9 protein-coding genes are annotated in these 13,147 nt (G+C 48.0%); 3 read left to right on the top strand and 6 right to left on the bottom strand.

Translation table 11 applies throughout. From position 1 onward, the window contains the following. Positions 1 to 23: 23 nt before the first annotated feature. Positions 24 to 2,207, bottom strand: a complete 2,184-nt coding sequence (locus ACQSGY_RS25390; protein ID WP_427181441.1) for an FAD-dependent oxidoreductase — start codon at positions 2,205 to 2,207, stop codon at positions 24 to 26. 468 nt (positions 2,208 to 2,675) lie between these two features. Here ACQSGY_RS25390 and ACQSGY_RS25385 point away from each other — a divergent pair, with 468 nt between their 5' ends. Further along, positions 2,676 to 3,905 (top strand): nitrate/nitrite transporter, encoded by a 1,230-nt coding sequence (locus ACQSGY_RS25385; RefSeq protein WP_427181474.1) that lies wholly within the window; start codon positions 2,676 to 2,678, stop codon positions 3,903 to 3,905. A gap of 97 nt (positions 3,906 to 4,002) precedes the next feature. Here the strand turns inward: ACQSGY_RS25385 and fabF are convergent, their stop codons facing one another. Beyond that, a complete protein-coding gene (gene fabF, locus ACQSGY_RS25380) occupies positions 4,003 to 5,241 on the bottom strand; it encodes a beta-ketoacyl-ACP synthase II (protein ID WP_427181473.1) in 1,239 nt (412 codons plus the stop codon). A gap of 161 nt (positions 5,242 to 5,402) precedes the next feature. Here fabF and ACQSGY_RS25375 point away from each other — a divergent pair, with 161 nt between their 5' ends. Further along, positions 5,403 to 6,251, top strand: coding sequence for a helix-turn-helix transcriptional regulator (locus ACQSGY_RS25375; RefSeq protein WP_427181440.1), 849 nt, complete (start codon positions 5,403 to 5,405; stop codon positions 6,249 to 6,251). A 75-nt stretch (positions 6,252 to 6,326) separates the two neighbouring features. Continuing rightward, positions 6,327 to 7,001, top strand: a complete 675-nt coding sequence (locus ACQSGY_RS25370) for a response regulator transcription factor (protein ID WP_427181439.1) — start codon at positions 6,327 to 6,329, stop codon at positions 6,999 to 7,001. 28 nt (positions 7,002 to 7,029) lie between these two features. Here ACQSGY_RS25370 and ACQSGY_RS25365 read toward each other — a convergent pair whose 3' ends face one another. The 4 genes from ACQSGY_RS25365 to ACQSGY_RS25350 form a co-directional block, all read right to left on the bottom strand. Further along, positions 7,030 to 10,173, bottom strand: coding sequence for a response regulator (locus tag ACQSGY_RS25365; RefSeq protein ID WP_427181438.1), 3,144 nt, complete (start codon positions 10,171 to 10,173; stop codon positions 7,030 to 7,032). 476 nt (positions 10,174 to 10,649) lie between these two features. Then, positions 10,650 to 11,486 carry a MetQ/NlpA family ABC transporter substrate-binding protein gene (locus ACQSGY_RS25360; RefSeq protein ID WP_427181437.1) on the bottom strand — a complete coding sequence of 279 codons (837 nt, stop codon included), beginning with the start codon at positions 11,484 to 11,486 and terminating at the stop codon, positions 10,650 to 10,652. A 119-nt stretch (positions 11,487 to 11,605) separates the two neighbouring features. After that, the gene (locus tag ACQSGY_RS25355) at positions 11,606 to 12,277 is read right to left on the bottom strand and encodes a methionine ABC transporter permease (RefSeq protein WP_216515533.1); all 672 of its coding nucleotides are present in this window, start codon (positions 12,275 to 12,277) and stop codon (positions 11,606 to 11,608) included. Beyond that, complete coding sequence (locus ACQSGY_RS25350; RefSeq protein WP_427181436.1) at positions 12,264 to 13,082, bottom strand: methionine ABC transporter ATP-binding protein; 819 nt, start codon at positions 13,080 to 13,082, stop codon at positions 12,264 to 12,266. Before ACQSGY_RS25350 ends, ACQSGY_RS25355 begins: the two co-directional genes overlap by 14 nt. Between the last annotated feature and the right edge of the window lie 65 nt (positions 13,083 to 13,147).

Below are 13,147 nucleotides of genomic sequence, written 5' to 3'. Positions count from 1 at the left end.
TTTCTGAATAATGATTCGAAGCTTCACGCCTCAATCTGAAACTGAATCGCTTCAACTGACCTTTGCATTCCGTCAAGCTCAGCATTCGCGACAAGCACACGTTCCTGCTCCCGATTAAGCACAAGCTCCTGTTGAAACCGTGTATCCAAAAGTGTTTCCCGAATGGACATACTTCCGAGTCGATCCATCCAGGCCCATATTGGTTCATCGAACCACGCCGTTTGTCGGTACCATTGCAGACAGGCTGAGGCAAGCTGCGCAGCTTCCCCGATTGATTCAACCGTACCCAGAAGAATACCTTGCTTCACAGGATGACCTGCATGACCTCCTGCGTAAATCTCCCACCCTGCCGGAGAAGCCAGCAGGCCGATATCCGTAACCAGCACAGGAACGAATAATTCTGGACCCGAAGCGATCGTTATAATCACTTTGTATGGCATTGCTGCGCCCTTCCATAAGCTAAGAAGCTCTGACTGGACTTTCCCCGTACTGGAAATACACGCTGTGGATGAACTGTGTTGATCTGATAACATGTGAATGTTATTCTTCGTATCCATCTCAGGCTGTGTGTTCCCTGACATATGAGCATAAAATTGAATAGCGGCAAAACATACTGGACACCCCTGTTCCGAGTTCCAATTCAGCTGCTTCAGGATCGAAGTCAAGTCATTGCCAATCTTCATCCACAACCCACTTAGCTGATGCTTCAGCTCTTCATGTCCCATATCCGTGCAGCGGCATACAGGCATTACCGCCTTCTTTTGAAAATCGCGTGAATCTGTACTTGCAGCAGCATCTTCATTAATCATTCCACGTTTCGCGTGTTTCAGCAGCGCGCCCACCATCGGTCTGCAGCCGCCACAGGAGCCAGAAGCTTTGGTTTGCAGCTTCACTTGCTCCTCCGTCTCCAGCCCCTGCTCATGAATAGCCTTCAAAATGGATGCTTTGCTTACATTATTGCAGGCGCACACCGTTTCCTGATTCGGAAGCGCAGCTGCAGCCATCTCAGCCGGATCAGTAGCCCCTTCCCGAGGGGCTAGCTCTGCAGCATCAGCCCCACGCTGCACCAGTCCAAGCAAAGCTGTTCCATCAGCCGTATTTCCAAACAAAATGGCGCCCTTCACCTTACCACTTTGCATCAGCACTTTTTTGTACGTCCCCTGTATGCGATCTAAATGCTGTACTGCCGTCTGTAAGCCCTCCCCGCTGATCTCGCCTGCCGAGAATACATCTATACCCGATACTTTAAGCTGCGAATAAGGAACGGAACCCATATATTCCGCTGTCTTCTGCCCGCACAAAGTACGCGCAAGCACTTTACCCTGCTCATACAGAGGTGCAACCAGGCCATAACTTATTCCCCGATGCTCTGCACATTCTCCAACAGCATAGATATCAGGCACACTCGTGCGCATGTAATCATCAACTGTAATCGCACGATTCGTGGCAATACCACTTCTTCTCGCCAGCTCAACATTCGGCCGAATGCCAACAGCGACCACAACGACCTGTGCCTCCAGCTTCGAACCATCTGTAAAAAGCAGCCCCTGTGCTTGTGAACGTCCGGTTATTCTCTGTGTATTTTTACTCAAAAGAAAGGACATCCCCTGAGCTTCAAGCTCATGCTGAAGCATCGCTCCAGCCTCAACATCCAGCTGCCGGTTCATGATATAAGGCGCATTATGGACTACCACCGCTTCCATGCCCAGATGCAGCAGCCCGCGTGCAGCCTCCAGTCCCAGTAACCCGCCCCCGATCACGGCAGCTTTGCTGAACTCCTTGGAGTAGTGGGACATGCGGTTACAATCATCTATCGTTCGGAAAGACATCACACGCTCCTTTTCAATACCCGGGATCGGCGGCATATATGGAGAGGAGCCTGTGGCCAAGATAAGAATATCGTACGTTTCCTTTTTGCCGGATGCTGTTTCGATGAATTTACGGTCTGGTTCAATCCGGTGCACAGTCTCCCCTGTACACAGCCTGATCTTACGCTCCGCATACCAAGTCCAGTCATGGATGATGATATCCTGTAAGGAATGCTCTCCCTGGAGGACTTTGGATAACATGATTCGATTGTAGTTGGGGCGAGGCTCGGTCCCGTAGATGACGATCTCGTACATATCCGGTTCGAGTGCAACAATCTCTTCTACACATTTCACACCTGCCATGCCATTGCCGATGACGACCAGTTTCCTTTTATTCACGGGACGGCCCCCTTTCTCGGAATCAAACAAAATAGCCCTTTTCGGATTCTAAGCAGAACAACCCCTTCTCGGATTTAAACAGAAAGACCCCTTTTCCTTATGGAGAAAAGGGGCCTCATTGCCTCCGCTCTACACGCCATTGTGTAGATTCTTATTAAGTTCAGATTAAGGTAATCCGTTTTTAATGTCAACTAAATTAACACAATAATAATAGAGTTCGCTCGATAATAATTATTTTAAAATTTAATGTTATTTTTATTGACATAATCTTTTCAACTTTTTATAATTTGAATCAAAATCACAGTGTTGTGATCATCTCAGAAGCGGAAAACACAAAGACGTGTACCGCTGTCGGCAACGGGGCCGCAAATCGTTCTGGTATCAGGACGGCTTGCGGTCTTTTTTTGCCTGAACGAAGACATAGAGACATAACAAAAAACCTATCTGGATGAGGAGCGATGAAAAATGATGGAGAGCAAGAGTTTTTGGAAAAGCGGACATAAGCCTACGCTGTTCGGAGCATTTATGTATTTTGACATCAGCTTTATGATCTGGGGCATGCTCGGTCCCCTCGCAGTTATCATTGCCATGGATTACCCGATGACTCCACTGGAAAAAGCAAACCTGGTCGCCCTGCCAATCCTCGGCGGCTCCATCCTGCGACTTGTGCTCGGCTTCATGTCCGACTATATTGGCCCCAAACTGACTGCACAGATCGGTATGCTTGTCACACTTGTGCCTTTGCTGCTGGGCTGGCTGTGGGTTGATTCTCTGAGTCAGCTCTACGTCGTCGCTCTTCTGCTTGGCGTAGCTGGTGCCTCATTCGCAGCTGCACTCCCCCTTGCAGGCCAGTGGTACCCAAAAGAACATCAAGGTCTGGCCATGGGAATTGCCGGAGCAGGCAATAGTGGAACGGTGTTCGCCACGTTATTTGCTAATCGTCTTGCCACTCATTTCGGCAGCTGGGAGGTTGTTTTTGGACTAGCGATTATTCCGATTGTAATTGTATTTGTGCTCTTCTCCCTCTTCGCCAAAAACAGTCCGAATCGCCCTGAACCGAAAAAGCTCTCCCAATATGGAACTTTGCTTAAACAAAAGGATGCGTGGGTCTTCTGTGCCTTTTACTGTGTCACCTTTGGCGGCTTCGTTGGACTATGCAATTATCTGACCATTTTCTTCAACACCCAATACGGGTTATCCGCCGTTCATGCCGCTGATATTACTACTTTCTGTGTGATTGCAGGCAGCTTCTTCCGGCCTGTTGGCGGTTTTCTGGCTGATAAAATCGGGGGAACCCGAATGCTGACCTTCTTGTACACAGGGGCCTGTGTTATGCTCCTCGGCGTGTCCTTCCTGCCACCTCTGCCCGTTGTCATCGTAATGCTATTCCTTGGCATGATGTGCCTTGGAGCAGGAAACGGCTCCGTATTCCAGCTGGTTCCACAGCGCTTTGGCAATGAGATCGGCCTGATGACCGGTATTGTCGGGGCTGCCGGTGGGTTAGGCGGTTATGCACTGCCACTTATTCTGGGCCAGCTGTACAGCACCTATCAATCTTACACACCGGGCTTTGTCAGCCTTAGTCTCATCGCCGCTGCCTCTCTGTGCCTCGTGCTTTTCATGCAAGCCCGCTGGCGGGTAAGCTGGTTGAGCAGAGGCAGCAAGGGTATAGCCGAATCCACTTCACTGACGTCCTGATCCTGCTGCTCGCCTATATGAACAAACAGCGCTAGCCAACATGGCAGCGCTGTTTTGTTTTGTTTTGTTTTGTTTTGTTTTGTTCAAGCTAGTTGCTTCAGGACACATACTTCTGAAGAATAATAACCGCATTATGCCCGCCGAAGCCGAAGGAGTTGGACATGCCAATCTGCAGATTCGCCTCTCTGGCAACGTTCGGGACATAATCCAGATCACATTCATCATCCTGCTTTTCCTGGTTAATCGTTGGTGGAATGATGCCATGCTGCAGTGTTTGTACAAGGGATATTGCTTCTGCCCCTCCAGCTGCACCAAGCATATGCCCTGTCATGGATTTATTGGCTGTAACAGGAATACGATACGCCGCATCTCCAAAGAGCTGTTTAATCGCTCTCGTTTCCGATAAATCCCCTGCCTCTGTGCTGGTCGCATGAGCGTTAATGACATCAATATCATCTGGCACCAGCTCCGCGTCACGCAGTGCAGCCCTCATCGCCAGAAAAGCTCCTCTGCCTTCAGGGTGAGTGGCTACCATGTGATACGCATCAGAGGTGGCTCCATACCCGGTAACCTCCGCGAGAATATTGGCTCCCCTTGCCAGCGCATGAGACAAGGATTCTACAACCAGGACGCCTGCCCCTTCAGCCATAACAAATCCGTCTCTCCTGCCATCGAACGGTCGGCTTGCTGCTGTATAGTCTTCGTTTCTGGTTGATAAAGCTGTTGCATTGCCAAAACTCGCAAGGGATATTTCCGTAACTGCCGCTTCCGTCCCGCCGGCAAAAATAACATCTGCTCCGCCGTGCCGTATCAGCCTGAACGCCTCACCGATAGCCGTATTTCCGATGGAGCAGGCTGTTACCGGGGAAAGCGTTGGCCCCCAACAGTCAAATCGCATGCTCACCGCCGCTGCTGCCATATTGGATATCATCATCGGTACAAGCGTGGGGCTGACTCTCCCGGCTCCCCGCTGCGTTAATACATTTCCCTGTTCCATCAAGGTCTGAATGCCTCCAATACCAGAGCCAATATATACCCCGACGCGCTCCCGATCCATTGAATCGAGCACAAGACCCGAATGAATCAAAGCCTGTTCGGCCGCCGCAACAGCAAATTGTACAAACCGGTCCATACGCCGTGCTTCCTTTCGTCCAAAAAGAGCTTCACCGTCAAAATTACGTACCATGCCACCGATTCTTGATTTATATAATCCGCTGTCCAGATGTTCAATCGGAGATATGCCGGACTTCCCTTCCTTCAATGCATTCCAGAATGTATGCACATCATTCCCGAGCGGTGAGATCACACCCATCCCCGTAATCACAACACGTTCTATCGTCATTCCCGTGGTTCTCCCTTCTAATTGTCCTTTAATTATCTTTAATTTTCTGTTTCCTGAGGCTTATGCATTCATAGTGCCATGTTTGTATATCCTATTACAAGTTGTCATTTATCATAGTATAATGAGTACCATGATAGAGTGGAAGGAATGATGATATGAGTGAAACAACTCGCTTGCAGGCCTTATCTGCTTTCTTGAAGACACAACGTTCCAGATTATCCCCGGAATCCGTTGGTCTACCTGCCGGAGGACGGCGAAGAACTCCAGGCCTGAGAAGAGAAGAAGTGGCCCAACTGGCAGGAGTAAGCACCACCTGGTATACCTGGCTGGAGCAAGGACGAGGCATTCAGGTCTCTCATGCGGTGCTCGACAGCATCGCTTCTGCCCTAAGACTCACTGCCGATGAACGGAAGTATCTGTTTTCACTTGCTATGGAGCATTATTCAGATCTGCCCGCTCCGGAGCCGGACACCTTTCAGCTGCATCCGTCCCTGCAGAAAATTTTGCAGGAGCTTAGGTACTGCCCAACCATTATCTCGGATCGGCGCTGCTTTATTGTGGGATGGAACGAAGCGGCCGCACAGGTCTTTATGAACTTTGAACAAATCCCGTTGGAGCAGCGCAATATGATTAGTCTGTTATTCGATCGGAAGGAGCTGCGCAGGCTTGCCGTGAACTGGGAAGACTTTGTAAGCGGATTTTTATCTATATTCCGTGGCTATTATGGTCGTTATGTCGACGATGAATGGTATAATTTATTTTTGAATGACATGATAGACCGCCACCCAGATTTTCACACATTATGGAAACAGAGCAGCGTGAGCAGTGCTCCTGATGTCTGGATCGAATTCAGGCATTCCAAAGCAGGCAAAATGCTGTTTGATCTGACCTCATTACAGGTGCAGGGCAATGCCGATTTGCGCTGCAGCATCTATACTCCAGCACCGGAAACCGCAACAGAACGCAAGCTGCAGCAGTTGTTGGAGCGTGGCAGTGAAGTTTGAACAGCAGGCCTATTAACGGAAAGACGGCATAAACAGCCAATATATCTTTAAAACGCGGTTTGAGAAAGGGACATCATGACCAAAGTGCTTATTATAGAGGACGACAACATGCTGGGTGATACATTATGCCTGTATTTACAAGGGGAAGAATACGAAGTATGTCGGGTTGATACCATTGGGAGAGGCCTTGAGCAGCTTGAAAACCGACCGGATATCATTTTACTGGACTTGATGTTACCCGATGCCAAAGAGAAACATCCCTGCGCACTGATGCGTGAACATACCTCAATCCCGATCATTGTCATATCTTCATTAACCGGGGTTTCCGAACGTATTCGCTCCTTAACCGGCGGTGCGGATGATTTTGTGTGCAAACCCTTCAGTATGCAGGAGTTGAAGGCACGCATCGAGGCTGTACTGCGCAGGTATACGCTGCTGAAAAGTTCCTTCGTTGTCGAACATGAGCCTGGAATCTCGCTCGATCTGGCTCGTCGAACGATTCTGCTGAATCATCGCAGAATAGAGACGACCTTTTCAGAATTCGAAATAATGAAGCTGTTTGTGGCTCATCCCGGCAAGGTGTTCAGTCGATATGCCCTCATCGAGGCCATTCGCGGGATTGATGCCTATATCCATGATCGAACAATAGATGTACATATTACGAACTTGCGTAAAAAGATTGAAGATAACCCGAAAAACCCCCAATATATTCAAACGGTATGGGGGGTCGGGTATAAATTCACACCATAGGCGGGGCAACATAGCCTGGGCATTGTGATTACCACGGTAGCGATTCAATAATGAAATCAATTTCTTGCTGTACCTTCTGCAGCAAAAATTTCAGCTCCGTTTCCGAGAACGGGACCGACAACAGCGCTTCCAGACGAAGCACGGCCTGTAACAAATGTACAGCATGCAGATGGGCAGCAACACCTACGAGAGAATGTGTACTTCGTACGACGAAATTCATCTTCTGCTGATGCAGACTGGTTTGGATTCTGGATTCAAAATCCTTGTATTCGAGAGAAAAGCGGGTCAATGCATACTGAAGAATGTGTGGTCTTTCACCCATCTGTTTCAGTGCTTTTTCTGCCTCTATTCCCCTGATTCCAAATATGCCCTTCAGACCAATCCAGTTATCTAATATGGAGCTGATCTGTTTCTGATCAATCGGTTTGGTCAGAACGGCATTCATGCCAGCCACGATACATTCTTCAAGCACCTTCTCTGCTCCGTATGCGGTAAGTGCAATGACAGGAGTCTGATCATACTGTCTCATTTGCCGAATTTGTTTGACCGCCTCTATTCCGTTCATTTCCGGCATATTCAAATCCATCAGTACCATCTTCCATTGCTGTGTGTGCAACTTGCCCAGAACCTCTATTCCATTATTCACGACGCAGACCTCATATCCCAACTGCTGCAGCATGGCACGGATAGCGATCTGGTTGATTTCATGATCCTCCGCTACTAAAATGGAGCCTCGCTTCTGCCCAGGCTGTTCATCGTCCAATCGCATCGGGTTCATCTGCTGCACCTCTTCCTGCTGAAAAGCAAGTAATGCTTCAAAGAGTCCAACACGAGTCAGTGGCTTGAAGAGAATGACCTGGGGAGTACTGTAATGCTGCTCACTTGCCACTGCAATTTCACTGGTCGCATGTGTATATCCAAACACCTGAATCCGGGAATGCCGCAGCCGGGCCATTAGCCTGCTCCAGTCCGGATCAAAATGTATATGTTCTGTATCCATATCCAGCATAATCAACAGGCAAGGTGATTCCTCTTCTTCTCGTTCATCATTAACATGTTCGAGCACCTGTTGAAAAGAAACGTAGACTTCCGGCCGAAGACCAAACGAACGCAGCATCTGCTCCAGATTCTCGGCCACTCTCATGTCACTATCCACTATGATTACATCACTGACAGCATACAATAGAGGGTAGGTTGGAAGGAATGATCGTTCTTCTGATTCCGTCAATTCATACATCAGGTCAAACGTAAATATGCTGTATTCACCAAGCACACTTTCCACTTGCAAACTGCCCCCGAGGGAGGTAACGAGGAGATAACAGATAACCAGGCCCAATCCAGAGCCGCCATACTTTCGATATGTCGAAGGTTCAGCCTGACTAAAGGGGACAAATAAACGCTCCATCTGTTCAGATGAAATTCCGATTCCTGTATCTTGAACCTCAAAACGAACTTCGACACTTTTTTCTTCAAATGCAAGCACTTCTGCATGCAGAATAACGTACCCTTGATCGGTAAATTTAATGGCATTACCCAGAAGATTGATAAGTACCTGCTCCAGTCGAAACGGGTCACCAAGCACCGTTAAAGGCAAATCGGGATCAGTCTGAAAAATGACCTTGATATCCTTATGCCCAATAGCAGTGCTAATCTGATCCGCCACACGTTTAAAAACCTCTTCCAATGAAAACGGTACATGCTCCACATTAAATCTCCCGGCTTCGATCCTGGAGAAATCCAGGATATCCTTGACCAGATTGAGTAAGGACTGAGAGGAGACCATGATCTTGCTCACATAATCCAGCTGCTGCGTGGTAAGATCCGTTCGCTGTAACAATGAGCTGAAACTGGTAATACTATTCAGTGGTGTCCGCAGCTCATGACTCATTAAAGCAAGAAATTCACTCTTTGCCTGACTCGCCTTGTCGGCCTTCATACGTCTGTGTTGATCTGTAATATCCTGAAAAACCGCTCTAATCTGCTCTCTGGACCTGGATGAATTGAGCGGGTGCAGATGAACACGAACGTGCAGCTCTTCACTTTCCCCTATACGGAAGATTAACTCCGTCTCTTGTGTAGTTCTGGATGACAGTGTGTTCTTCAGAATCGTAAACCAGCATTCCACCTTCTCCATCACAAGCAAGTCTCCAAGCTCACGTCCGATCACCTGCTCCCTGTCCGCCTGAAGAACATCAAGAAATTTCTGATTCATTGACACGATCGTGCCTCTGCTGTCCAGACCCGCCACCCAATTCGCAGATACTCGCTCCAGCATGCGATAGCGCTCCTCACTCTCCTGAACTCTGCGTCTGACCGCTCGATGCTCTGTAATATCAAGTCCGTATCCAATGACATACTTCACCACTTCGTCTTCTACATACGGGCCTAATTTGACAAGTGCATAGTTCCCCTGATACTCGATCTCAAAAAAAAAGGATTCGCCTTTCCAGGCCCTGTTGAACTGTGTTTTCAGAAAGTGAATTTTCTCCGGCGGCAGAACATTAATCGTGCCAAGCTGAAAGCTTTCCTCCAGACTCCGCATATCCATATCTAACCGAGACAACATCTCTCCTTCCAGCAAAAGAAATTCAAATTTCCCGTTCACTTTGCGTACTTTAAAAGTGAATCCTGGCTGCATACGGAGCATCTTGATCATCTCCTGCTCCTTCTGGACCACCAGCTGTCTGTAATAATGATTCTGATTCAGAAAATAGATGAACAATACAAGCAGAAGCATACCGAGGAAATGGCTAAACAAGACTGTTCCCCGGCTTTGGAGGGTTGAGGAGTCAGAGGTGACTAAAGTGGTCAACTGATATGCTGAAATCAGCAGTAATGACCCGGATGTCCAGCGGTTGACAAAACCATGAATGTACTTGAAATTCAGCGTAATTATGAGTACAAACACTATCTCGTACATGGCATACTGCCAATTCTCTATCGAGGGCCACAGTCCCACATTGAGCCGAAACATCCATAAACCGGCAAATGTAATAAATGCCGTTCCTCCTCCACCGTAATAGGCAGCCAGAAGATAGGCAACAGAACGGAAGTTAAGCACCGTACCGTCTTCTAATACAATGGAGAAATAGTATAGAACGGTACCCAGCATACTCATAGAAGTACCTATAATCACTTTTGAGGTAAACGACAATTCCCGTCGATTGTTCAATTGATTTAGATAGTGGTGCACCAGAAAGACAATAATAAGTATTAATGTAAAATTTAAAACCAGATCGCGCAGCAAAGTTCACCATCCAAGTTACGACTTCAGCATTGCTTAATATATATAAATAATACAGATAATGACATTTGAGATTTACAACTTTTACCTCAGCAATAATCAAATCATATTACGTGAACCCCTTGTATTCAATTGCAAATATTGACCTGTCTTCCTGCACTCTTCCCCTTTTTCTTCTAACATGTATTCCGCGCTATGCACTCCATAAATCCCCTTCAACTTTAAACCAAACATAAAAAGGAGCCGCTCGGCTCCTTAATACTTAAATTGATGAAGCAGATTTGCAATTGTTCAGCCATATTGTACAAACTTTGTGCAGGATGCTGGAATTTCCTCCATTGAAGCCAGGTCACAGTAAAAAGACCCGAGCAGCATAGCTCGGATCTCTGCTGAATATAGAACACCTAGAATGCTGGGATGGCAATATCCGCGTAGTTTTTCTCAAAAAAGGCTTTGACCTCGGGACCCGCCATTCGTTTAGCCAGCTTCTGAATCGCTTCAGAATCTTTATTATCCTCTCGGGCTACAAGTGTAATGGCAAAATGCGAATCATCCTTCTCCGTTAGCAGCGCGTCCTTCTTCGGAGTCAGACCGAGCGGGCTCGCATAAGCTGGAGTCATTGCGACCAGGTCTGCATCGTCCATCATACGGGCAAGCATCAGCAGATCGACTTCTTTAAATTTAAAGTTCTTTTTGTTTTCTATGATGTCCGCTTGTGTAGCGTTAAAGCCCACTCCATCCTTGAGTTTAATCAGACCATTTTGCTCCAGCATCACCAGAGAGCGTCCAATGTTAGAAGGGTCGTTGGCAATCGCAATGACTGCACCTTCAGGTAATTCATCTATGGACTTATATGTTTTGGAGTACCCTCCATAGATTGCATTGTAGATGGGCTGCACTGGAACGAGATTGGCGTTGTTCGCTTCGTTATACTGCTTCATATAAGGCACGTGCTGGAAAAAGTTCGCGTCCACTTCCTTGTTCGCCAGTGCTGTATTAGGCTGAACATTATCAGACAGCACCACAACCTCCAGATTCACACCATCCTCTTTAAGCAGTGGTTTGACAATATCAAGTACATCGGTCATTGGTGGAATCAATGTGGCTACTTTCAGTGTAACTTCCTGTCCGGCTTGAGCTTCCTGCTTTGTGCCTTCAGCCGCAGGTGTTTCTTCTTTTTTACCGCAGGCAGATACAACCAGCATAACTGCGAGCAGTGTGAGCATTAATTTGGCTTTCATTCATTTGTACCCCTTCTCTTTATATTCTCTGTAGTCATTACAGGCGGCTTCATAACCGCATTTCTCATGAATCGAAATTCTGTTTTGCTTCTCGCACTTCCATACTATCGCTGCGATCCTCAGGATCGCCGATCAAGCCAGCGTGACAGCCTGCTGCCCGTCAATTGGATCATCTGCACCAGAATAATCATAATGATGATCGTAAATATCATAATTTCCGTTTCGAAGCGTTGGTAACCGTAACGAATAGCAAAATCGCCAACCCCGCCGCCTCCGACGATGCCCATGACCGTAGAATAGGAAATAAAGCTGATGGTTGCTGTGGTAAGCCCAAGCACCAGACCTGAACGTGCCTCCACATACAGGAATTTCAAGACAAGCTGTACCGTCGAGGCCCCCATAGATGAGGCCGCTTCAACAACTCCCTTAGGCACATCCAGCAGGGCCTGTTCAACCAGCCGGGCATAATAAGCAATAGCGATAACGGATAAAGGTACCGTGGAAGCTAACGTACCGATGGATGTTCCTACAATCATACGTGTGAACGGGATCAGGAACACCACCAGCAGCAGAAACGGAAACGAACGTATGATATTCACCAGACTGCCCAATACGACAGTCAAAGCCCGATTCTGATATCGCTGTCCTCTGCGACACAGATACAACAGTGTACCAAGCGGCAGACCAATCAACACAGCAGCTGCAATAGAAATACCTACCATCACAAATGTCTCTCCAATAGCCTGCCAGATTTCATGCTGATATTTCAGCACGGATTCAGGTAACATCATCGTTTTCCTCCTGTCGTTCCAAACGATGTGCATCCGAATCTGTTCCAGCCCGAGAATCCTCTTCGAGCAGTGAAGTGAGTATATCCGGCTGCGGAGCAGGAATAAGGCTAACCTCGGATTCAGAAAGAGTACGTACGAGCTGTCCTTCCCTCATGACAGAGATCCGGTGGCATAATCGCCGCGCCACTTCCATTTCATGCGTCACAAGCACAATCGTCACACCCATCGTCTCGTTTACATGACGAAGCACCTCCAGTATTCCACCAGTCGTCTGGGGATCAAGAGAAGAGGTCGGTTCATCACAGAGCAGCACCGCTGGATGACTGGCCAGTGCTCTGGCAATGGCGACACGCTGCTTCTGTCCTCCGCTCAGCTGGGCCGGGTACTGATTCGCCTTCTCTTCCAGCCCGACAAATCGCAACACCTCCAGTCCTCGTTCGCGCCGCTCTGAACGCGAAGCCCCCGCAAGCTCCAGCGGCATGCTTACATTACCGAGGACTGTTCGGTTGCTGACAAGATTGAAATGCTGAAAGATCATGCCGATGGTTTGGCGTGCTTGACGCAGCGTACGCTCATTCATCCGGGTCAGGTTTTGCCCATTAACGATAACGTCTCCTGTATCAGGCTGCTCCAGACCGTTAAGCATCCGCAGCAAAGTGGATTTGCCCGCCCCACTGGAGCCAATGATGCCATGAATCTCTCCTTGCTTCACTTCGAGAGAAACAGAACGTAACGCCTCATATCCCTGATCCGCACGGGAACCGCGCTCTTTGAACCTTTTGCTTATACCATATAATGAAATCATGGAGAGTCCTCCCGTGAATGATCAACCATGGTTCTTCCCAGAACACATGAAGAAAGCCCGCACAG

Origin of the sequence: Paenibacillus sp. TC-CSREp1 (assembly GCF_050171015.1) — a bacterium.
GTDB lineage: Bacteria > Bacillota > Bacilli > Paenibacillales > Paenibacillaceae > Paenibacillus > Paenibacillus silvae.
Note: the sequence above shows the minus strand (reverse complement) of the source record. Positions and strands in the feature narration are given on the sequence as shown.